This window comes from Streptomyces sp. SID5464 (genome assembly GCF_009862985.1).
GTDB classification, from domain to species: domain Bacteria; phylum Actinomycetota; class Actinomycetes; order Streptomycetales; family Streptomycetaceae; genus Streptomyces; species Streptomyces chartreusis_D.
In genome coordinates this window covers 84402-106578 of record NZ_WWIQ01000056.1, presented here as the reverse complement: position 1 = coordinate 106578, position 22177 = coordinate 84402, and the positions used below count along the sequence as shown (strand labels likewise).

Below are 22177 nucleotides of genomic sequence, written 5' to 3'. Positions count from 1 at the left end.
CCGGGTTGCGGACCCACCCGGCCCCGGCACAAACGGCCGCTAGGGCCGTCCCGGCGGTGCCGTGGAGCCCCGTACCACCAGACTCACCGGGATGTCCCCGCCCTCGGGCTCACGGCCCTCCAGGACGGCCAGCAGCGCTCGCATACCCCGTTCACCGAACAACTCGGCGTCCAGGCGGACCGTCGTCAGCTCGGGGTCGATCGCCGTGGCCAGGGCCAGATCGTCCAGGCCGGTGACCGACAGGTCGTCCGGGACGCGCAGGCCCAGTCGCCGAGCTGCCTTGTACGTGCCGGCGGCCAGCTGGTCGTCGTCGCAGACCACGGCCGTGGGACGGGGCCCGGGCCCCGAGAGGGCGGTTTCTGCGGCGGCCACCGCGCCCTCGATGGAGATCGGCGAGCGGGCCGTACGGACGGACGTACCGGGCACCCCGGCCAGGCGAGCCGCCAGCTCCCGGGCACGGACCTCGAAGGTCCAGGACGGCACGTCCGCCGCCAGGTGGAGGAACCGGCGGTGGCCCAGGGACAGCAGGTGTTCCGCGACCTGGCGGACACCGTCGGCGATGTCCAGGTTCACCGTCGCCGCCCCCAGGCTGCCCGCCGGGTCACTGTCCAGCATCACCAGCGGCAGCGCCTCCCCGCGGATCGCGGTCAGCGCGTCCGCGGCCATGGAGGACGCGATGACGCCGTCGAGCGCGGCCTGCGCCGAGGCGAAGGGGTCCCGGGCGGGGCCGATGCCCTCGGGGGAGGGGTACAGGACCACGCCGAAGCCGTGCTCGGCGGCGACGCGGGTGGCGCCCGTGTAGACACCGGCGAAGAACTCCGTGGTCAGGGCCGGGACCACCAGGAGGACCGTGCGGGTACGGCCCAGGCGCAGATTGCGGGCGGCCAGGTTCGGGCGGTAGCCCAGATCGCGCGCGGCCTCGCGGACCCGCTGCGCCGTCGTCTCCGAGACACGCCCGCGCCACTTGTCCCCGAGGACCAGGGAGACCGCCGCCTGGGACACGCCGGCGGCCTGGGCGACGTCCCGGCTCGTGGGTCGGGTGCTGCCTCGTGCCACCGTCGGCCCGCTCCTTCGTCTGGACTCGTGAACAGCGGCCATGGTACGTATGGGAGTCGAAGTTATACGTAAAACCTAGGGCGGGGACATGGCCACGGGGTACTTGGAGATCCTTCGGGCGCGACACGCCGCCCGGCTGCTCGTCGGCACGCTCGTGGGCCGGCTGCCCAACGCCACGGCGGCCATCGCGATCCTGCTGTTCGTACGGGCCGAAGGCGGCTCGTACAGCCTCGCGGGAGCGCTGGCGGGCGTGTACGGCGTGGCCAACGCCGTCGGGCAGCCGGTGCTGGGCCGGCTCGTGGACCTGCGCGGGCAGCCGCGCGTGCAGCTGCCGGCGGCCGTCCTCTCCGCGTTCTCCATGGCCGTCTTCGCCCTCGGCGGGATCGGATCGCTGCCCCTCGCGTACGCCGCCGTGGCCGGTGCCGGGCTCTTCACGCCGCCCCTCGAGGGCGGGCTGCGGGCCCTGTGGTCGTCCGTCCTCCGCAAGGAGGAGCACGTGCACACCGCGTACGCCATGGACGCCGTGGCCCAGGAGGTGATGTTCACCGTCGGGCCGCTGCTCGTGACGCTGTGCGTGTCCCTGTGGTCCGCCCAGGCCGCGCTGCTCGTGCTGAACGGCGTCGGGGTGCTGGGTGCGCTGTCCGTGGTGGTGTCGCCGCCCTCGCGTGCCTGGCGGTCGGCGCCGCGTGAGGCGCACTGGCTGGGCGCGCTGCGTTCGCCGGGGCTGCTGGCGCTGCTGGCGGCGTTCCTGTTCATCGGGATGGCGCTCGGGTCCATCACGGTCGCCTCCGTGCCCTACGCGGACGAGCACGGCGGTGACGTCGTATACGGCTGGCTGATGGCGGCCCTGGGGTTCGGGGCGCTGGTCGGCGGCGCCGTCTACGGGGCCCGGCAGTGGGCCGGTGAGCCCGCGCGGCGACTGCGGGTGCTGGTGGCCCTTCTGGTGGTGTGTTACCTGCCGCTGATGCTCATGCCGGACGCGGTGGCCATGGTGGCGCTGACCGCGCTCGCCGGGGTCTTCCTCGCGCCGGCCATCGCCTGCGCGTTCGTCCTGGTCGACCGGCACGCGCCGCGCGGCACGGTCACCGAGGCGTTCTCCTGGCTGGTGACGACGTTCACCGTGGGCCACTCGGTCGGAACGGGCGTCGCGGGACCCGTCGTAGAGGCGGGCGGGGCCCTGTGGGGCTTCGCCTTGCCGGGTGCCGCGGGTGGCGTTTCCCTGCTGGTTTTGACCGCCACGGGGCGGGTACTCGCAGCTCCCGGTGGGGGAGCGGTGGTTGCCGCCGGTTCGGAAAATGATCCAAACCGTGCCGTCGAACCCCGTTTCAGTTCAGGGGATCGGGCGTAATGTTCCCTCATGGACCGCCGCATTTTCGGGCTGGAGAACGAGTACGGCGTCACGTGCACGTTCAGGGGACAGCGCCGCCTGTCTCCTGACGAGGTGGCGCGGTACCTCTTCCGCCGTGTCGTGTCATGGGGCCGCAGCAGCAATGTCTTTCTGCGAAACGGCGCCCGCCTCTATCTCGACGTGGGCTCACATCCGGAATACGCGACACCGGAATGTGACAACGTGATCGAACTGGTCACCCACGACAAAGCGGGCGAGCGCATTCTCGAAGGACTCCTGGTGGACGCCGAACGACGCCTGCACGAGGAGGGAATCGCGGGCGACGTCTACCTCTTCAAGAACAACACCGACTCGGCGGGCAACTCCTACGGATGCCACGAGAACTATCTCGTGGCGCGGCACGGGGAGTTCTCGCGGCTCGCGGACATTCTGATTCCGTTCCTGGTCACGCGGCAGTTGCTGTGCGGCGCCGGCAAGGTGCTGCAGACGCCGCGCGGGGCCGTGTACTGCGTCAGCCAGCGGGCCGAGCACATCTGGGAGGGCGTCTCCTCGGCGACGACCCGCTCCCGGCCGATCATCAACACGCGTGACGAGCCGCACGCGGACGCCGAGCGCTACCGCCGCCTGCACGTCATCGTGGGCGACTCCAACATGTCCGAGACGACCATGCTGCTCAAGGTCGGCGCCACCGACCTGGTACTGCGCATGATCGAGGCGGGCACGGTGATGCGGGACCTCACCCTGGAGAACCCGATCCGGGCGATCCGCGAGGTCAGCCACGACATCACCGGCCGCCGCAAGGTCCGCCTGGCCAGCGGACGCGAGGCCTCCGCCCTGGAGGTGCAGCGCGAGTACTACGAGAAGGCCGTGGACTTCTGCGAGCGCCGCGGCATCCGCACCGGCACCGTGGAGCAGGTCCTGGAACTGTGGGGCCGCACCCTGGACGCGATCGAGACCGAGGACCTCGACCGCATCGGCACCGAGATCGACTGGGTCATGAAGTACAAGCTCATCGAGCGGTACCGCGCCAAGAACAACATGACCATGTCGCACCCGCGGGTCGCGCAGATAGACCTCGCCTACCACGACATCCACCGCCGTCGTGGCCTGTACTACCTCCTCGAGAAGAAGGGGCAGGCAGCACGTGTCTGCAACGACTTGAAGATCTTCGAGGGCAAGTCCGTTCCGCCGCAGACCACTCGGGCCCGGCTGCGCGGCGACTTCATCCGGCGCGCCCAGGAACAGCGCCGTGACTTCACGGTCGACTGGGTTCACCTCAAGCTCAACGACCAGGCCCAGCGCACCGTCTTGTGCAAGGACCCGTTCCGTTCCGTGGACGACCGGGTGGAGAAGCTGATCGCCGGAATGTGAGGAAATGCGCCGGCGGGGAAATCGCCGGAACGCCACACGGGCGCCGTACGTTACAAGTACGGCGCCCTGCTCACGCCGTAGAGTTGCGCGCACGCCATCAACGAGATCGATCGATTACGAGGCCCCCACAGTGCGCCGACGCTCACTTCTCATCTCCGTACCCGCTGGACTGGCCACGCTCGCCGCATGCGGCGACGACAAGTCCGACTCGAGCAAGGCCAGCGACAGCCCGTCGCCCTCGGCGTCGGCTCCGTCCGCGGCCCCGCCGCCGAAGATCGTCGACGGTCCGCTGCCGGCGGTCACCGCGGGCACGAAGTTCGACGAGAAGCCGACGATCGCCAAGGGCAGCGGGGAGCCGTCGAAGCAGCTCGCGGTGAAGACGCTGGTCGCGGGCAGCGGCAAGACCATCGCGGAGAACGACTTCGTCGTCGCCCACTACCTGGGCCAGGTCTGGAACACCGCCAAGGTCTTCGACAACTCCTACGACCGCAAGGCCCGCCTGGCCATCCAGCTGGCCCAGGGCCAGATCATCGACGGCTGGCGGTACGCGCTGGCCGGCAAGAAGGCCGGCAGCCGTGTCGAGATGGCCGTCCCGCCCACCTGGGGCTACGGCTCGCAGGGCAACCCGCAGGCGGGCATCAAGGGCACCGACACCCTGGTCTTCGTCGTCGACGTGCAGGACACGTTCAACGCCAAGAGCTCCGCCAAGGGCAAGGAGGTCCCGCAGGACAACGCGGACCTGCCCAAGGTCGGCACCGGCACCGACGGCAAGGCGCCCTCCATCGAGGTGCCCAAGGCGGCGGCCCCGAAGAAGCTCGTCGCGGAGTACGTGCTGGAGGGCGACGGTGACAAGGTCGCCGCCGGGGACAGCGTCCTCGTGCAGTACAAGGGCGTGCTGTGGGACGGCGGCAAGGAGTTCGACTCGTCGTACGCCAACAAGCAACTGGTGTCGTTCTCGCTCCAGCAGGTCGTCAAGGGCTGGGCGCAGGGCCTGACCGGCAAGAAGGTCGGCAGCCGCGTCCTCATCGTCATCCCGCCGAAGCTGGGCTACGGGGACAACCCGCCGCAGGGCAGCGGCATCAAGAAGGACTCCACGCTGGTCTTCTCGGTGGACATCCTCGCGAAGCTGTGAGGCGCGTGGGATGTAAGACTGTGCGTGTTCGCCTTTTCGCAGACAAGCAGGAGCCAGAGACGTGAGCATCGACAAGCCCGAGATCGACTTCCCGGGCGGCGAGCCCCCGGCGGACCTCGAGATCAAGGACATCTGGGAGGGTGACGGCCCGGTCGCGCAGGCCGGCCAGACCGTCACCGTGCACTACGTGGGTGTCTCCTTCAGCACCGGCGAGGAGTTCGACGCCAGCTGGAACCGCGGCACCCCGTTCCGCTTCCCGCTGGGTGGCGGCCGGGTCATCAAGGGCTGGGACCAGGGCGTGCAGGGCATGAAGGTCGGCGGCCGCCGCCAGCTGACCATCCCCGCCCACCTCGCCTACGGCAATCAGAGCCCGTCCCCTCTGATCAAGCCCGGCGAGACGCTGATCTTCGTGGTCGACCTGCTCGGGGTCTGAGCAGGATCCGAACAGACTCGATCACGTGGGGCCCATGCCTGTTCGGGCATGGGCCCTCGGCTTTTGCCGGGCCACCGCGGGGCGGTACGGTCGTCGTCGTCAAGCACCATAGGGAGGCGAAGGGCGTCGATGGCCATTGCCAAGGCCGAGCGGCTGATGAATCTGGCGCTGTGTCTGCTCGGGACGCGGCGGCCGCTCAGCAAGCGTGAGCTGCGCGACTCCATCGAGGCCTACGTCGAGGCCTTCGGGCCGGGCAACGGCCCGGGAGGCAACGACGACTCCTTCAACCGCATGTTCGAGCGCGACAAGGACGACCTGCGCGAACTGGGACTGGTCATCGAGACCGTCGAGAGCCTCGACGGCGAGATCGGCTATCTGGCCCGCCGGGACAGCAACCGCCTCCCGCCCATCACCCTGGACGCCGAGGAGGCCGCCGCGCTCGGCCTCGCCGCCAAGGTGTGGCAGCAGGCCCGGCTCGCCGGTGCCGCCAGTGGCGCCCTCCAGAAGCTACGCGCGGCGGGACTCCCCGAGGACGTCGACCCGTACGGGGCGCACGGCGCGCTGGAGCCGCGCATCCCCGTGCACGAGGCGGCGTTCGAGCCGCTGATGCTCGCCTGCCGGGACCGCCGGCCCGTCGTGTTCGACTACCGCAAGGCCACTGCCGCCCACCCCGAGCAGCGACATGTCGAGCCGTGGGCTCTGGAGTGCTGGCGGGGCCACTGGTACCTGGCGGGCTGGGACCGCGACCGGGGCGCCGAGCGGGTCTTCCGGCTCTCCCGGATCACCGGCAAGGTCCGTTCGCGCGGCGGCCGGTACACCGCTCCGGTGCCGGACGTCGTCACCGTCCGTGAGACCGTCGCGAGCTGGGCGGGGGAGATCACCGACCGCTCGGCGCGGATCCGGCTGCGCTCGGCCGCGGGCTACCCCCTTCGGGCGAAGGCCACCTCGGTTCGGGAACTCGGTGGCGGCTGGGACGAGTTGGAGATTCCGTACGGCCACGGGCTGGACGCCTGGCTGGTGGAGTTCGGGCCGGACGTGGTCGTCCTGGAGCCCGCGGAGCTGCGGGCCGACGTGGTGGACCGGCTGCGGGCCGTGGCCAAGGGCTGAGGGGGAGCGGACGAGACAGTGGCAGGCAAACCGGTCAGGCCCGTGAACGCCATCGACCAGACCAGACGGATGCTCTCCCTGGTGACGTATCTGAGGGAGCGCCCCGGGGCCCGGGTCGAGGACGTCGCGCGCGCCTTCGGCATCACCGAGGACGAGCTGGTCTCCGACCTCGACGTGCTGCCCATGTGCGGCACCAGCTTCCGCGGCGGCGACCTGCTCGACATCGACACCGACGGCGAGCGGATCTGGTGGCACAACCCGGCCGCCCTCGCGGCGGAGGCGGCCGAGCCGCTCAGGCTCGCCGCCGACGAGGCCACCGCCCTGCTCGTCGCGGCCCGGGCCGTCGCCACCCTGCCCGGGCTGCGCGAGAGCGACCGGCAGGCGCTGCTGCGGGCGACGGCCAAGGTGGAGACCGCGGCCGGCGAGGCGGCGGGCGCCAGCTCGCGGCTGTCGGTGACCTTCGAGTCCGAGGGCGGGGTCTTCGCGGACGTCGACCGGGCGATCGCCGAGCGCCGCCGGCTGTGGATCCGCTACTACTCGCCCGCGCGCGACGAGGTCACCGAGCGGGAGATCGACCCGATCCGCCTGGTCAGCGTCGGGCACACCTACGTCGAGGCCTGGTGCCGCCGCTCGGAGGCGCGCCGCACCTTCCGGCTCGACCGGGTCGCCGAGATCAAGATCCTGGACGAGCCGTCGGCGCCACCGGAGATCGAGCTGCGGGACCTGTCCGAGGCGCTGGTGCAGCCCGCGGCCGAGGACCCGGAGGTCGTGGTCGAGGTCGGGCCCGGCGGTCGCTGGGTCGCCGAGTACTACCCGCACGACAGCGCGGAGGAGCTCGCCGACGGCGGGCTGCGCATCACTCTGCGGACCCCCGACCCGGCGTCGCTGCGCCGCCTGGCGCTGCGGCTCGGGCGGGACGGCCGCATCGTGTCGCCGCCCGAGCTGGCGGACAGCGCCCGGCAGGCGGCCCGCGAGGCGCTGGCGGCGTACGACGGGATCGAGGCCGTGGCGGCGGTCGGCGGGGCGGAGGCCGCCGACGCGGATGGGCCGCGTGCGGTGCACGCCGTCGCGGACGGGCCGGACGGCAGACGCGAGTGAGCCGCGGGTGCCACCGGCGTCGACGGCCGGACCCGGCCGTCCCGCGACACCGGCCGTGGCGCCCCGGAGGCGAACGACCCGAGAAAGAGGAGCCAGGGCTGTGAGCGAGTCGGTGACGTCCGGTGCGATGGGCATGACGGTGGAGTCCGCGTTCGCCGGGATGAGAAGCGTGACCCCGGTGGTGTTCCGGGCGGGCTGCCCGGACTGCCGGGAGCGCTTCGAGCTCACCGCGGGCGCCCTGCGCCTCGCCATCGGCGCCACGAGCCGTACGACTTTCTACTCCTTCACCTGCCCGGAGTGCGGCGCCTCCGTCCGCAAGCCCGCGGGGGAGCGGATCGTGGAACTGCTCACCGGCGGCGGCGTGCGCACCCTGCGGCTGCACTCCACCGTCTAGTGGGCCGGGGCATCCGGACCGTCAGGAGGGTCTAGGCTCGGCGTCATGTTCTGGCCGATGTTCGCGATTGCCATGGGATTCGTGGGTCTCGCCGTGCTCGGGGTGCTCGCCGTGCGGGTCTTCGTCGAGGCACAGCGCCTGGGCAGCCAGGTCACGGACTCGGCGCGCCGGATCAACCGGGCCGCGGAGGACCTCGAACGGGCGGCGGAGAGCACGGCCCGGTCCGTGGACGCCCTGTGAGCTGTCCGGCAGGCGGCTGTGAGTCCGGCTTCGGGACACTTCGCCCTGTCACCTCGGTGGTTCGGACAGGTACTCTGCTGGTCGCGGCCCGGTTAACGAGGCACTGGCCGCGGACGGGAGTACGCACAGGGGATGCAGAGGGATTGCCCCACGTTTACCCCTGAGCGTTACGATCGCTGTCAACACGATCGTTCGGACACATGTCCGACCGGTCGGACAGCACCCCACCACAGCCGCCTCGGTGAGAAGGTAAAGACTTATGTTCGGAAGGCTCGGAGCCCCCGAGATCATTCTCATCCTCGTCGTCATCATCCTGCTGTTCGGCGCGAAGAAGCTTCCGGACATGGCTCGGTCGCTCGGCAAGTCGGCCCGCATCCTCAAGAGCGAGGCCAAGGCCATGAAGGACGAAGGCAAGTCGTCCACGACCCCGGCCGGCCCGCCCAACAACGACGAGCCCTCGCAGCGCACCATCCAGGCCGCCCCCGGCGACGTGACCAGCTCGCGCCCGGTCAACGAGCCGACGGACACGACCAAGCGCTGACGCAGGGCCGGTGACCTCCGGCCCGCCGCACGAGATGGGAACGTGGGTTGCTGAAGTCTGCCCGCAAGCAGGAGAGGGATCCCGAGGGGCGCATGCCCCTCGCGGAGCACCTTCGCGAGCTCCGCAACCGGCTCGCCAAGGCGATGCTGGCGATCGTCGTCGTCACGGTCTTCGCCGCCTTCTTCTACAACGACATCATCAACTTGATCACCAAGCCGATCCTCGACTCGGTCGGCTGTGACAAGACCTTCGCGGAACTGGCCAAGTCGCAGCCCGGCTCGAAGCCGTGTGCGCAGATCACCATCAACGGCCTGCTCACCCCCTTCACGCTGGCGCTGAAGGTGTCCCTGATGGCCGGTGTCGTGCTGGCCTCGCCGATCTGGCTCTACCAGCTGTGGGCCTTCGTCGCGCCCGGTCTGCACCGGCACGAGAAGAAGTACGCCTACGCCTTCGTCGGCACGGGCGCCCCGCTGTTCGTCGTCGGCGCCTACTTCGCGTACACGGTCCTTCCCACCACGGCGAAGGTGCTGCTCGAGTTCACCCCGGGCGGCACGTCCAACCTCCTTCCGCTGGACGACCTGCTCGACCTGGTCATGCGGATGGTGCTCGTCTTCGGCCTCTCGTTCGAGCTGCCCCTGCTGCTGGTCATGCTCAACCTCACCGGGGTGCTCACCGGTAAGCGCATGCTCGGCTGGTGGCGCGGCATGATCATGGCCATCACGGTGTTCGCGGCCGTCGCCACACCCAGCACCGACCCCCTGACCATGCTGGCCCTCGCGGCGCCGATCTGGATCCTGTACTTCGCCGCCGTCGCCTTCTCCCTGATCAACGACCGCCGGCGCAGCCGTCGCGAGGCCCTGGGCCCCGCCGACGACGAGGCCTCCGAGCTGGACCTCACGCCCGAGGACATCGGCGAGATCGAGCCCGTGACCACCAGCCGCGCCGCCCTGCCCGAGCAGGCGAGCGGAGACCGCACGGACCGGGTCAACGGTTATGACGACGTGACCTGAAGATCGGCAGGCAGCTCATAGGGTCGGTCGCGTGACCAGCGAGATCACCCTCTTCGTCAATCCCACCGCGGGTCGCGGCCGGGGCGCCCGCGCGGCGCAGCCGGCCGCTTCCGCTTTGCGGGCGGCCGGTTTCTCGGTCCGTACGGTGCTCGGCGAGGACGCCGAGGACGCGCTCGCACGCGCGCGTGCCGCCGTCGAGGGCGGCACCGGGGCGCTGATAGCCGTCGGCGGCGACGGCATGGCCAACCTCGCGCTGCGGGCGGTCGCCGGCACGGGCACCCCGCTCGGCCTGGTCGCCGTCGGCACCGGCAACGACTTCGCCCGCGCCCTCGGCCTGCCCGTGCGCGAGCCGGCCGCCGCGGGGCGCATGATCGCCGACGCCCTCAAGTGCGGCCGGCTCCGCGACATCGACCTCGGTCAGGTGGGGGACCGCTGGTTCGGCACGGTCCTCGCCTCCGGCTTCGACTCCCGGGTCAACGACCGGGGCAACCGCATGAGGTGGCCGTCCGGCCGCTTCAAGTACGACCTCGCGATGATCGCCGAACTCGCGGCGTTCCGGCCCGTCCCGTACCGGATCCGGCTCGACGACGGCGAGATCCGCGAGGTCGAGGCGACCCTCATCGCCGTCGGCAACGGCTCGTCGTACGGCGGCGGCATGCGGATCTGCCCCGGCGCCGACCTGACCGACGGACTGTTCGACATCACCGTGGTCGGGGACTGCGACCGTACGACGCTGCTGCGGGTGTTTCCGCGGGTGTACCGGGGGACGCACGTCGAGCATCCGCAGGTGACCGTGGTGCGGGCGGCGCGGGTCGAGATCGCCGCCGCGGGCATCACCGGTTACGCGGACGGGGAACCGCTGGGCCCGCTGCCGCTGAGCGCGCGCTGCGTGCGCGGGGGCGTGCGGGTCGTCGGCCCCTGAGGCCCGCTGCCCCTGAGCTGCGCCGATCCCCGGTTTCACAGGAACGGATCCGGATAATGATCGTCCTGTTGTCAGTGCGGCCCGGTACGCTCGAAAGCACGATGACAGAGGATCTCTCACCGGCCGAGCGGTACGCGGCAGCCCGCAAGCGTGCTGCCGAGCAGGCCACCGCGCTCGCCTCCTTCCGCGAGATGTACGACTTCGGCCTCGACCCCTTCCAGATCGAGGCCTGCCAGGCACTCGAGGCGGGGAAGGGCGTCCTGGTCGCCGCGCCCACCGGATCCGGCAAGACGATCGTCGGCGAGTTCGCCGTCCACCTCGCTCTCCAGCAGGGCAAGAAGTGCTTCTACACGACACCCATCAAGGCGCTGTCGAACCAGAAGTACGCCGACCTGTGCCGCCGCTACGGCACGGACAAGGTGGGCCTGCTCACCGGCGACAACAGCGTCAACTCCGAGGCCTCGGTGGTCGTGATGACCACCGAGGTGCTGCGGAACATGCTGTACGCCGGTTCGCAGACGCTCCTGGGCCTCGGCCACGTGGTCATGGACGAGGTGCACTACCTCTCCGACCGGTTCCGCGGCGCCGTCTGGGAAGAGGTGATCATCCACCTCCCCGAGTCGGTCACGCTCGTCTCCCTCTCGGCGACCGTGTCGAACGCCGAGGAGTTCGGCGACTGGCTCGACACGGTCCGCGGCGACACCGAGGTGATCGTCTCCGAGCACCGGCCCGTCCCGCTGTTCCAGCACGTGCTGGCCGGGCGGCGGATGTACGACCTGTTCGAGGAGGGGGAGGGCCACAAGAAGGCCGTCAACCCCGACCTCACGCGCATGGCACGCATGGAGGCGACCCGGCCGTCGTACCAGGACCGCCGGCGCGGCCGGCTGCGCGAGGCCGACCGCGAGCGTGAGCGCAGACAGCGGTCCCGGGTGTGGACGCCGAGCCGGCCCGAGGTCATCGAACGGCTCGACGCCGAGGGGCTGTTGCCCGCCATCACCTTCATCTTCAGCCGCGCCGCCTGCGAGGCCGCCGTCCAGCAGTGCCTGTACGCGGGCCTCCGGCTGAACGACGAGGAGGCGCGCGAGCAGGTGCGCGCGCTCGTCGAGGAGCGCACGGCGTCCATCCCGGCCGAGGACCTGCACGTCCTCGGCTACTACGAGTGGCTGGAAGGCCTGGAGCGCGGCATAGCCGCCCACCACGCGGGCATGCTGCCGACCTTCAAGGAGGTCGTCGAGGAGCTGTTCGTACGCGGCCTGGTCAAGGCCGTGTTCGCGACCGAGACCCTCGCCCTCGGCATCAACATGCCCGCCCGTTCGGTGGTGCTGGAGAAGCTCGTCAAGTGGAACGGCGAGCAGCACGCGGACATCACCCCGGGCGAGTTCACACAGCTGACGGGGCGGGCCGGGCGGCGCGGCATCGACGTCGAGGGCCACGCCGTGGTGCTGTGGCAGCGCGGGATGAACCCCGAGCACCTGGCGGGTCTGGCCGGCACGCGCACGTATCCGCTGCGCTCCAGCTTCAAGCCGTCGTACAACATGGCGGTCAACCTGGTCGAGCAGTTCGGCCGGCACCGCTCGCGGGAGCTGCTGGAGACGTCCTTCGCGCAGTTCCAGGCGGACAAGTCGGTGGTCGGGATCTCCCGGCAGGTGCAGCGCAACGAGGAGGGCCTGGAGGGTTACAAGGCCTCCATGACCTGCCACCTCGGTGACTTCGAGGAGTACGCGCGGCTGCGCCGCGAACTGAAGGACCGGGAGAACGAGCTGGCCCGGCAGGGCGCGGCGCAGCGGCGGGCCGAGGCCGCCGTGGCGCTGGAGAAGCTGAAGCCCGGTGACGTCATCCACGTGCCCACCGGCAAGTACGCGGGCCTGGCGTTGGTGCTGGACCCGGGCCTGCCCGCGGGCCGTTCGAACGGCCACCGCGGATTCGAGCACCACGACGGGCCGCGCCCGCTGGTGCTGACCGCCGAGCGGCAGGTGAAGCGGCTGGCGGCCATCGACTTCCCGGTGCCGGTCGAGCCGCTGGAGCGGATGCGGATCCCGAAGTCCTTCAACCCCCGTTCCCCGCAGTCCCGTCGGGACCTCGCGTCCGCGCTGCGCACCAAGGCCGGGCACATCCCGGCCGACCGGCACCGCAAGCGGCGCTCCCAGGCGGCCGACGACCGGGAGATCGCCCGGCTGCGGACCGCGCTGCGGGCGCACCCCTGCCACGGGTGCAGCGACCGTGAGGACCACGCCCGTTGGGCCGAGCGCTACCACCGGCTGCTGCGGGACACCTCGCAGCTGGAGCGGCGCATCGAGGGCCGAACGAACACCATCGCGCGGACGTTCGACCGGATCGTGGCGCTGCTGACCGAGATGGACTACCTGCGCGGCGACGAGGTCACCGAGCACGGCAAGCGGCTCGCGCGGCTGTACGGCGAGCTGGACCTGCTCGCCAGCGAGTGCCTGCGCGAGGGTGTCTGGGAGGGGCTCGGCCCGGCCGAACTGGCCGGATGTGTCTCGGCGTTGGTGTACGAGGCGCGCGTCGGGGACGACGCGCTGGCGCCGAAGCTGCCGTCGGGCAGGGCCAAGGCCGCGCTGGGCGAGATGGTGCGGATCTGGGGGCGGCTGGACGCGCTGGAGGAGGAGTTCCGGATCAGCCAGACCGAAGGGGTCGGGCAGCGTGAGCCGGACCTCGGGTTCGCGTGGGCCGCGTACATGTGGGCCTCGGGGAAGGGGCTCGACGAGGTGCTGCGCGAGGCGGAGATGCCGGCGGGGGACTTCGTGCGGTGGTGCAAGCAGGTCATCGATGTGCTGGGGCAGATCGCGGCGGCTGCGCCGCAAGGGTCTTCCGTGGTGAAGAACGCCCGTAAGGCCGTCGATCTGCTGCTGCGGGGTGTGGTCGCCTACTCGTCGGTGGGCTGAGCTTGTTGCGCGGGTGCCGGTTCGTTGTGGTTGCTCGCGCAGTTCCCCGCGCCCCTTAGAAGGGCGTTGATGCCGAAGCCCCTCACCTGTTGAGGTGAGGGGCTTTCGCATGCCCGTTCGTCGTTACGCGTCGTATTCGAACGGTGTCGCAGCGTGTAAACGACTGAGCGTACTATCCCTTCGCGACCGGTTTCCGGCAGTTGCTGAATATGACACGGCGATGATCCGGTCGGACTAAGCTCGCCCGCAGCGCACCGGCTTGAGATGAATTCGTGCGCTTGTTCCCCAATGTGCGGAAGAGTCCTACTGCTTCATGACATACCCCCCTGCAAGCCCTCCCGAACCCCAGCCGACTCCTTTCAGAAGGCCTACATGGTGAGTGTTCAATCCCCTCCCGGTCGCGGTGAACTTCCCTACGCGCGCGTGCTGCTGCTGCCGGCCATAGTGATGGCCGCGGCGACCGGGGCAGCTGTCGCCCTGGTGACGGCGCCGGCCCGGCTCGCCGTCGGCTGGTGCGGTGGTATCGCCACCGTGCTGGTGATCGCGACGGCGGTCGAGGCGGTGCGCCGCGGCCGTGCCCTGCGCAAGCAGCGGGGCGAGCACGCCCGTCACACCGCGCATCTGGAACAGCGGATCGCGGCCCACGAGAACGAGTTGGTCCGTTTCTCGCGGGAGATCATCCCCGCGGCGCTCCGTCTGCTGAGCACCGGAGAATCCCCCAGGGAGGTGATTCGCAAGCTCGGTCTCGCCAACCCCGCGTTCCGCGACCTCCCGGCCCCGCAGGCCGAGACGCTGCTGACGGTGCTCAAGATCGTCGACCGCGAAGTGACCATGCGTGACGCCGCCGCGCGTTCCTTCGTCAGTGTCGCCCGCCGCGTGCAGGCGATCATCCACCAGCAGGCCGAGGAACTCCGGGAGATGGAGGAGGACCACGGCCGCAACCCCGAGGTCTTCGACGACCTGCTGCGCATCGACCACGGCAACGCCCTGATCGGCCGCCTCGCCGACTCCGTCTCCGTCCTCGGCGGCGGCCGCCCCGGACGGCAGTGGCCCGAACCGGTGTCCCTCTACAGCACCCTGCGCGGCGCCATGTCCCGCATCCTGGAGTACCGGCGCATCCAGCTGTCCTCCATCGCCAAGATCAGCGTCAAGGGCATCTACGTCGAGCCGGTCATCCACGCCGCCGCCGAACTCCTCGACAACGCCACGCGCTACTCGCCGCCGCAGACCAAGGTGCACGTCACCGCCACCGAGGTGCAGACCGGCGTCTGCATCGAGATCGAGGACGGCGGTGTCAACCTCAACGAGGAGGCGCGCGCCCGGATCGAGGGCATGCTGGAGGCCGCCAAGGCGGGCGTCGACCTCCAGGACATCGGCGAGCACCCGCGCCTCGGCCTCGCCGTCGTCGGTCGCCTCTGCTCGGCGTACAACATGCAGGTCTCGCTGCGCGCCTCCGCGTACGGCGGTGTCCGGGCCATCCTCATCGTGCCGAGCGAGATGATCACCCACGAGCCCGGCGTCGGACTCGCCCACGGCATCGGCGCCACCGGCATCCCCATGCCGGTCGGCATCCCCGAGGGGCCGAAGCGCACGCCCAAGAAGCGCCGCCCCACCAACCCGCGCATCCCCGAAACGGTCTCCCTGGAGGACGACGACGTCCCCGAGGTCACCGAGTGGACGCCGAACGGCCTGCCGCAGCGCCGCAGCCGGGTGAAGACGTCCCTCACCGAGCGGATCGCCCAGCAGGCCGCCTACGACCGGGAAGACCGGGAGGCCGCCGCCCGGGGCGAGGCGAACCCCTGGGCGACACCCGAGCCCGAGGTGCCTCCCCTGCGCGACATGAATGCCCCCGACGCCCCCGGCAAGGGCCTCGAGGCCTTCTGGGAGGGACTCAAGCAGGGCATCGAACCCGGCACCCACCCGACCGACTTCATCCGGAACCCGACCAAGTACCTGCACCTGCTCAACGACCCGGCCCCCGCCGAGGCCGATGACGAGGGGGACCTCAAGTGATCCAGCAGCGAGGCAATTTCGACTGGATGCTCAAGCAGCTCGCCGACGGCGTGCCGGGCATCGAGATGATCGTCGTGCTCTCGGCCGACGGCCTGCGCATCGCCCGCTACGGCGGCGAGCCCGACGCGGCCGACCGGGTGGCCGCGGCCTGCGCCGGGCTGCAGTCCCTCGCGAGCAGCGTCTGCCAGGAACTCACCGTGGGCGACGGCGAGATGAAGCTCGTCATGATCGAGATCGACCGGGGCTACTTCTACCTGATGAACGCCGGAGCCAACGCCTTCCTCGCGGTGCTCTCCGACGTGCGCTGCGAGCCCGGCCGGATGAGCGCCATGATGCGCGACCTCGTCGTGCGCATCGGCGGCCATCTGACCAGTCCGCCCCGGCGGAACGGGCAGATCGTATGACGCCTCCCCGACGCCAGAGGCGCGAACCCGCCCCGGAACCGCCCAAGCCCGAGGAGGGCGAGGGCAAGGTCCGCAACCCGGAGCGCATGTACGTGGTCGCCGGCCCGGACGGTGAACGGGCCGAGCTCGACCTGGTGACGTTAATCGTGGCGCGTGCCACGGACCCGCCGCCCTCCGCCTCGCCCGAGCAGGCGGCGCTGCTCCGGCTCTGCGCCGCCCCCCTGTCCGTGGCCGAGCTGTCGGCCTACCTCAGCCTGCCGTTCAGCGCGATGGGCGTGCTGCTCACCGAGCTGCTGACGGCGGATCTGGTGACGGCGCGCTCCCCGATCGTCCGCCAGGCGCTCCCCGACCGTTCCCTCCTCGAAGCGGTGATGAATGGACTTCAAAGGCTCTGACACCATCCCGGGCCCCCGGGCCGAGGACCAGTTGCCGCACACGGCACAGGCCGCGGCCAAGATCGTGATCGTGGGGGGCTTCGGTGTCGGAAAGACGACCATGGTCGGCTCGGTCAGCGAGATCAAACCGCTGACCACCGAGGAGACCATGACGCAGGCCGGCATCGGTGTCGACGACAACTTCGGTTCCGCGTCCAAGACGGCCACCACCGTGGCGATGGACTTCGGCCGGATCAGCATCACCGACCAGCTCGTGCTGTACCTCTTCGGCACACCCGGCCAGCAGCGCTTCTGGTTCCTGTGGAACGGCCTGTTCGAGGGCGCGCTCGGCGCGGTGGTCCTGGTCGACACCCGCCGCCTGGAGGTCAGCTTCGACGTCATGGGGCGTCTGGAGGAACGCGGCGTGCCGTTCGTGGTCGCCATCAACTCCTTCCCGGACGCTCCCCGTTACCCCATCGAGGAGCTGCGCACGGCGCTCGACCTCTCCCCGGACATCCCGATCATGGAGTGCGACGCGCGGCGGCGGGCTTCCAGCCGCGACGTCCTGATGACCCTCATGCGCTTCCTGCACTCGCTCGCCATGACGGGCTCACTCACCTGATCCGGGTCCGTCCCACCCCACATCTCCCCCCTCAGACACCTGGAAAGTTTCGGAGCGACCACTGTGACGCCTGAATCCCACGCCTCGACGGGTACGGACACCTCCCTGCCCGGCCCGCCCCCCGGCTGCCCCGCGCACGGCCTCGGGCCCGGAGGGCTGCACCGGCTGCACGAGTCGGAGGACCTGGCAGGGCTGTACGAGCAGCTGCGGAAGGAGCACGGCCCCGTGGCGCCCGTGCTGCTCCACGACGACGTACCGATCTGGATCGTGCTCGGCCACGCCGAGAACCTGCACATGGTGCGCTCGCCCACCCAGTTCTGCCGGGACAGCCGTATCTGGACCCCGCTCAGGGACGGCCTGGTCAAGCCCGATCACCCGCTGATGCCGCACATCGCCTGGCAGCCCATCGCCTCGCACGCCGAGGGCGACGAGCACAAGCGGCTGCGCGGCGCGGTCCAGGGCGCTATCTCGACCATCGACTTCCGCAGCCTGCGCCGCTACATCAACCGCAGCACGCAGGCCATCGTCAACCGTTTCTGCGAGCAGGGCGAGGCCGACCTCGTCGGCCAGTTCGCCGAGCACCTGCCGATGGCGGTGATGTGCGAGATCCTCGGCATGCCCGACGAGTACAACGACCGTCTCGTCGAGTCCGCCCGCGACGCGCTCAAGGGCACCAAGACGGCGATCGCCAGCCACTCCTACGTCATGGACGTCCTGAGCCGGCTCACCGTCAGGCGCCGCGCCCAGCCGGAGGAGGACCTGGCCAGCTTCCTTATCACCCACCCGGCCCGGCTGACCGACGACGAGGTCAGGGAGCACCTGCGCCTGGTGCTCTTCGCCGCCTACGAGGCCACCACCAACCTGCTGTCCAACGTGCTGCTCACGGTGCTGATCGACCCGCGCTTCCGCGCCCAGCTCAACGGCGGCCAGATGACGGTGCCGGAGGCGGTGGAGCAGTCGCTGTGGAACGAGCCGCCGTTCAGCACGGTCTTCGCCTACTTCGCCAAGCAGGAGACCGAACTGGGCGGGCAGCGCATCCGCCGGGGTGACGGGCTGCTCTTCGCCCCGCTGCCGGCCAACGTCGACCCGCGGGTGCGGCCCGACCTGAAGGCCAGCATGCAGGGCAACCGGTCGCACCTCGCGTTCGGCGGCGGCCCGCACGAGTGTCCCGGTCAGGACATCGGCCGCTCCATCGCGGACGTCGGCGTCGACGCGCTGCTGATGCGGTTGCCGGACGTCGAACTCGACTGCGACGAGGACGAGTTGCGCTGGACGGCGTCCATCGCCTCCCGGCACCTCGTGGCACTGCCGGTGGCGTTCGCGCCCAAGCCGCCGCAGGACGTGACGGAGACGCCGAACCACAACCACGTCCCCACCCAGCGCTCCGACTGGCAGATCGGCATCACGCAGCCGCAGCCGCAGCCGCAGCCTCAGCCGGTACCGGCCGCCGCACAGCCGCAGCCCGCCCCGGCGCAACCCCAGCCGGACCCCGTACCGCCGCAGGCGCGGCCGGTGGCGGAGGAACCGGCCCGCCGCAAGGGCGTCTGGCAGCGCTTCCTGAGCTGGTGGCGCGGTTACTGACCGTCCGACGGGCCGTCGTACGTCCCGGCGGCCCACCGGTCGTACGAAGCCCAGGCCGCGAGCACCCGGCTGCTGCGGAACCGGTGCTCCTCGCCCGTGACCGGGTCGGTGAACTCCAGGGCGCGGGCGAGCAGTTGGAGCGGGCGCCGGAAGTCACCGGCCGGCACGGGCGCGGTGACCTCGGGGTAGAGCGGGTCGCCGAGGATCGGCACGCCCAGCGCGGCCAGGTGCACGCGCAGCTGGTGGGTCTGCCCGGTGCCGGGCACGAGCCGGTAGCGGGCGAGTCCGCCGGACCCGTCCGGGCGGTGGTCGACGAGTTCGACGCGGCTGACGGCGTTGGGCTCGCCCGCCACCTCCCGGGCGGTGAGCTCGCCGCGCTCCTTCACGATCCGGCTGCGGACGGTCCGGGGGAGTACGAGGCCGGGATCGTACGGCGCGACGGCCTCGTACTCCTTGCGCACGAGCCGGTCGCGGAACAGCGTCTGGTACGCGCCGCGCTCCTCGGGCCGCACGGTGAACAGCACGAGTCCGGCGGTGAGCCGGTCCAGGCGGTGCGCGGCGGCGAGGGTGGGGATGTCCAGCTCGCGGCGCAGCCGGGCCAGCGCGGTCTCGGCGACATGGCTGCCGCGCGGGGTGGTGGCGAGGAAGTGGGGTTTGTCGACGACGACGATGTGCTCGTCCCGGTACACGACCTCCAGCGGGAACGGCACCGGCACCTCGTGGGGCAGCTCCCGGTGGAACCACACGAACGTCCCGGGCACATACGCAGCGTCCGCCGGCACGGCCCGCCCGTCCGCCCCGACGACGAGCCCCGCGTCGAACATCCCGTCGACGACCCCGTCACCGGCACCGGAGAGCCGCTCCACCAGATGCTCACGCACCGTGGTCCACGGCCCCGCGGCGGGCAGTCGTACCCGCACCGGGTCCACCCCGTGGCGCTGCGGCAGGGGAGCGGGCGGGATGCGCGTCTTCCGTCTCATCGCGGCCCAGCGTACGAGGCGGGCGGGCAGCGGCGGAAAACCACTGGGGCCGCCCACCGCCCCCTTGCCAGGATGTGGGCATGCCCTTTCTCATCAGCCCGGTTCTGACCCCCGAGGCCTTCACCGGCCGGCCGCAGCCCACCCTCGCCACCGGCGACGGACTCCTCCTGCGCCCCTGGCGGGCCGGGGACGCGCCCGCGGTGTACGAGGTGTTCCAGGACCCGGTGATGCACCAGTGGCACGCCCGGACCGCCGGCTCCGAGGGGGAGGTCGCCGGCTGGATCCGCGACTGGCATCAGGCCTGGGAGGAGGAGCGGGAGGCGCAGTGGGCCGTCGTCGACGCGGACTCCGACCGGCTGCTGGGGCGAGTGGCGCTGCGCGGGATACGGCTCGACGACGGCACGGCGGAGGTCGCGTACTGGACCGTCCCGGCGGCACGCGGCCGGGGCATCGCCGTCCGGGCCACGACCGCACTCGCCCGCTGGGCGCTCGACGAGATCGGATTCCACCGTCTCGAACTGCTGCACGCCGTGCGCAACGAGGCCTCCTGCCGGGTCGCCTCGCGGACCGGGTTCGCCCTCGAAGGCACCAAGCGCAGCGCCGTCCTGCACCCGGACGGCTGGCACGACATGCATCTGCACGCGCGCGTGCGGGGCGACTGACCGGGCATACCGGCAGGCCGCGCACGCTCGGGGGCGCAGTGACGTGCTCGCGCCGGTCAGGCGGCGGGGGTGCTCTCCTGCTCCGCCTCGATGCGCGCGTTCCACTCCCGCTTCGAGGCCTGCCAGCCGTCCTCGTTGTGGCCGCGGCGCCAGTAGCCGGAGATCGACAGGTCCTCGCGCGCGATGCCGCGCTCGACGCGGAGCAGCCGGCGCAGCTCCTTCACGAAGTGCGCCTCCCCGTGGACGAAGGCGTGCACGCGGCCTTCGGGGAACGCCAGACCCCGCACGGCATCGACGAGCGCCTCACCGAGCGGCCGGTCACCGCGGTGCAGCCAGACGACGTCCACGTCCGAGTCGATCTTCTGCTCCTCCTCGGGGCCGGAGACCTCGATGAAGGCGTACGCCCTGGCCCCGTGCGGCAGTGACTCCAGGGAGCGGGCGATCGCGGGCAGCGCGCTCTCGTCGCCGACGAGCAGATGCCAGTCGGCGGCAGGGTCGGGCGCGTACGCCCCGCCGGGGCCCATGAACCGCACGGTCTCGCCCGGCTGGACGCGCGCCGCCCACGGGCCGGCCAGGCCCTCGTCGCCGTGGATGACGAAGTCCAGCGTCAGCTCGCGGTGTTCGGCGTCCCACTGGCGCACCGTGTACGTCCGGGTCACCGGCCACTGTTCGCGCGGCAGCTCGTCGCGGATGCGCTGCAGGTCGAAGGGTTCCGGATAGGTCACGCCCTCGGGCGGGAACAGCAGCTTCACGTAGTGGTCGGTGCACGTGCCCGCCGCGAAGTCGGCGAGGCCCTCACCCCCGAGCACCACCCGCTGCATGTGCGGGGTCAGCCGCTCGGTGCGGACGACCTGAGCGGAGTGCGGCTTGCGCGGCTGGCGTCCCGGTCGCTCTGCCATGAGGGCCTCCCTGATTCGTGTAGTTAGGCTTACCTAAGTTAGCACCTGGCCCCCACTCAACACCTCCCGTATGAGAAGTCGATGAGGGGCACCGGCCTCAGGAAGGGCACCGGCCGCCACATCCGTCACGCCGCGAGCGTCGTCAGCAGGCGCTCCAGTGACCCGCCCAGTCCCCAGCGGGCCGCCAGTACCTCCAGCTCAGCAGGGTCGCGCGGCGTCCGAGGCACCGCCGTCGTGACGTCCGGCAGTGGTACGTCGTCCGCGACCCGGACCACCTTCGGCGCCACCGCGAGATACGGACGCGCCTCGTCCAGCCGCCTGCGCTGCGTCGGCGTCAGCTTCGAGCCCCGGTCCTCGACCGCCGCCAGGATCCCGGCCAGGTCCCCGAACTCGGCCAGCAGCTTGGCGGCCGTCTTCTCGCCGATGCCCGGCACCCCCGGCAGGCCGTCGCTGGGGTCGCCGCGCAGCAGGGCCAGATCCGCGTACCCGCTGCCGTCGACCCCATACTTTTCACGCAGCCAGGCCTCATCGGTGAGCTGCAACGTGCCCACGCCCTTCAGCGGGTACAGCACGCGCACCCCGCGCGCATCGTCCACCAGCTGGTACAGATCGCGGTCGCCCGTGACGATGTCGACCGGGCCCTCGGCCCGCGCGGTGAACGTGCCGATCACGTCGTCGGCCTCGTAGCCGGCGACGCCCACGCGCGCGATGCCCACCGCGTCCAGCACCGCCTCGATGACCGGCACCTGCGGCGACAGCGTGTCGGGCACCTCCTCCTCGTCCGGTCCTGCCGCGTGTTCCTCGGCGACGCGGTGGGCCTTGTAGGAGGGGATCAGCTCCACCCGCCAGTGCGGCCGCCAGTCGGCGTCCATGCAGGCCACCAGGTGGTCCGGCCGGTGGTCCCGGACCAGGCGGTCGATGAAGTCGAGCAGCCCGCGCACGGCGTTCACCGGCGTGCCGTCCGGTGCCTTCACCGAGTCCGGGACGCCGAAGTAGGCGCGGAAGTACAGGGAGGCGGTGTCGAGGAGCATCAGTCGTCCGGTCACGCCACGCATCATGCCGTACGCCACCGACAGCGACCCGCCGC

At 71.1% G+C, this 22177-nt stretch carries 22 protein-coding genes; 18 read left to right on the top strand and 4 right to left on the bottom strand.

Going from position 1 to position 22177, the window contains the following annotated elements; genetic code table 11:
* Window positions 1–39 precede the first annotated feature (39 nt).
* Window positions 40–1098, bottom strand: coding sequence for a LacI family DNA-binding transcriptional regulator (locus GTY47_RS27745; RefSeq protein ID WP_086012575.1), 1059 nt, complete (start codon window positions 1096–1098; stop codon window positions 40–42).
* 46 nt (window positions 1099–1144) lie between these two features.
* On the opposite strand from GTY47_RS27745, the gene GTY47_RS27740 reads away from it, so the two are divergent.
* From GTY47_RS27740 to GTY47_RS27660, 17 genes are all read left to right on the top strand, one after another.
* Window positions 1145–2404 carry an MFS transporter gene (locus GTY47_RS27740; RefSeq protein WP_010045342.1) on the top strand — a complete coding sequence of 420 codons (1260 nt, stop codon included), beginning with the start codon at window positions 1145–1147 and terminating at the stop codon, window positions 2402–2404.
* 9 nt (window positions 2405–2413) lie between these two features.
* A complete protein-coding gene (gene pafA / locus GTY47_RS27735; protein ID WP_010045340.1) occupies window positions 2414–3775 on the top strand; it encodes a Pup--protein ligase in 1362 nt (453 codons plus the stop codon).
* A gap of 130 nt (window positions 3776–3905) precedes the next feature.
* Window positions 3906–4907: an FKBP-type peptidyl-prolyl cis-trans isomerase gene (locus GTY47_RS27730; RefSeq protein WP_010045337.1), complete on the top strand. Its 1002-nt coding sequence runs from the start codon at window positions 3906–3908 to the stop codon at window positions 4905–4907.
* Window positions 4908–4968: 61 nt separating this feature from the next.
* Window positions 4969–5340, top strand: a complete 372-nt coding sequence (locus tag GTY47_RS27725) for an FKBP-type peptidyl-prolyl cis-trans isomerase (protein WP_010045336.1) — start codon at window positions 4969–4971, stop codon at window positions 5338–5340.
* A 129-nt stretch (window positions 5341–5469) separates the two neighbouring features.
* A complete protein-coding gene (locus GTY47_RS27720) occupies window positions 5470–6447 on the top strand; it encodes a WYL domain-containing protein (protein WP_010045335.1) in 978 nt (325 codons plus the stop codon).
* 18 nt (window positions 6448–6465) lie between these two features.
* Window positions 6466–7545: a WYL domain-containing protein gene (locus GTY47_RS27715; RefSeq protein ID WP_078602935.1), complete on the top strand. Its 1080-nt coding sequence runs from the start codon at window positions 6466–6468 to the stop codon at window positions 7543–7545.
* Window positions 7546–7645: 100 nt separating this feature from the next.
* Window positions 7646–7939, top strand: coding sequence for a hypothetical protein (locus tag GTY47_RS27710; protein ID WP_010045333.1), 294 nt, complete (start codon window positions 7646–7648; stop codon window positions 7937–7939).
* A 45-nt stretch (window positions 7940–7984) separates the two neighbouring features.
* Window positions 7985–8179, top strand: coding sequence for a hypothetical protein (locus tag GTY47_RS27705; RefSeq protein WP_010045332.1), 195 nt, complete (start codon window positions 7985–7987; stop codon window positions 8177–8179).
* 259 nt (window positions 8180–8438) lie between these two features.
* Window positions 8439–8720: a Sec-independent protein translocase subunit TatA gene (gene tatA, locus GTY47_RS27700; protein ID WP_010045330.1), complete on the top strand. Its 282-nt coding sequence runs from the start codon at window positions 8439–8441 to the stop codon at window positions 8718–8720.
* Window positions 8721–8767: 47 nt separating this feature from the next.
* Window positions 8768–9730 carry a twin-arginine translocase subunit TatC gene (gene tatC, locus GTY47_RS27695; RefSeq protein WP_010045328.1) on the top strand — a complete coding sequence of 321 codons (963 nt, stop codon included), beginning with the start codon at window positions 8768–8770 and terminating at the stop codon, window positions 9728–9730.
* Window positions 9731–9761: 31 nt separating this feature from the next.
* Entirely contained in the window at window positions 9762–10652 is an 891-nt protein-coding gene (locus GTY47_RS27690) for a diacylglycerol kinase (RefSeq protein ID WP_010045326.1), read from the top strand.
* 56 nt (window positions 10653–10708) lie between these two features.
* On the top strand, window positions 10709–13555 hold the full coding sequence (locus GTY47_RS27685; RefSeq protein WP_029181547.1) for a DEAD/DEAH box helicase: 2847 nt from the start codon (window positions 10709–10711) through the stop codon (window positions 13553–13555).
* 372 nt (window positions 13556–13927) lie between these two features.
* Complete coding sequence (locus GTY47_RS27680; RefSeq protein WP_078602934.1) at window positions 13928–15568, top strand: ATP-binding protein; 1641 nt, start codon at window positions 13928–13930, stop codon at window positions 15566–15568.
* Window positions 15565–15972 (top strand): roadblock/LC7 domain-containing protein, encoded by a 408-nt coding sequence (locus GTY47_RS27675; RefSeq protein ID WP_010045319.1) that lies wholly within the window; start codon window positions 15565–15567, stop codon window positions 15970–15972. Before GTY47_RS27680 ends, GTY47_RS27675 begins: the two co-directional genes overlap by 4 nt.
* Complete coding sequence (locus GTY47_RS27670; protein WP_010045317.1) at window positions 15969–16367, top strand: DUF742 domain-containing protein; 399 nt, start codon at window positions 15969–15971, stop codon at window positions 16365–16367. The genes GTY47_RS27675 and GTY47_RS27670 overlap by 4 nt, the downstream gene beginning before the upstream one ends.
* Window positions 16348–16968, top strand: coding sequence for an ATP/GTP-binding protein (locus tag GTY47_RS27665; protein WP_010045315.1), 621 nt, complete (start codon window positions 16348–16350; stop codon window positions 16966–16968). The genes GTY47_RS27670 and GTY47_RS27665 overlap by 20 nt, the downstream gene beginning before the upstream one ends.
* Window positions 16969–17031: 63 nt before the next feature.
* On the top strand, window positions 17032–18549 hold the full coding sequence (locus GTY47_RS27660) for a cytochrome P450 (protein ID WP_010045312.1): 1518 nt from the start codon (window positions 17032–17034) through the stop codon (window positions 18547–18549).
* Here the strand turns inward: GTY47_RS27660 and GTY47_RS27655 are convergent.
* Window positions 18543–19529, bottom strand: a complete 987-nt coding sequence (locus GTY47_RS27655) for an RluA family pseudouridine synthase (RefSeq protein WP_029181546.1) — start codon at window positions 19527–19529, stop codon at window positions 18543–18545. The two genes, GTY47_RS27660 and GTY47_RS27655, sit on opposite strands and share 7 nt — an antisense overlap.
* A gap of 80 nt (window positions 19530–19609) precedes the next feature.
* On the opposite strand from GTY47_RS27655, the gene GTY47_RS27650 reads away from it, so the two are divergent.
* A complete protein-coding gene (locus GTY47_RS27650; protein ID WP_010045307.1) occupies window positions 19610–20191 on the top strand; it encodes a GNAT family N-acetyltransferase in 582 nt (193 codons plus the stop codon).
* Between the two features lie 56 nt (window positions 20192–20247).
* On the opposite strand, the gene GTY47_RS27645 is transcribed toward GTY47_RS27650, so the two are convergent.
* Together GTY47_RS27645 and GTY47_RS27640 are read right to left on the bottom strand one after the other, a co-directional pair.
* Complete coding sequence (locus tag GTY47_RS27645; protein WP_010045306.1) at window positions 20248–21090, bottom strand: siderophore-interacting protein; 843 nt, start codon at window positions 21088–21090, stop codon at window positions 20248–20250.
* 125 nt (window positions 21091–21215) lie between these two features.
* The gene (locus GTY47_RS27640; protein WP_231911257.1) at window positions 21216–22145 is read right to left on the bottom strand and encodes a 5'-3' exonuclease; all 930 of its coding nucleotides are present in this window, start codon (window positions 22143–22145) and stop codon (window positions 21216–21218) included.
* Between the last annotated feature and the right edge of the window lie 32 nt (window positions 22146–22177).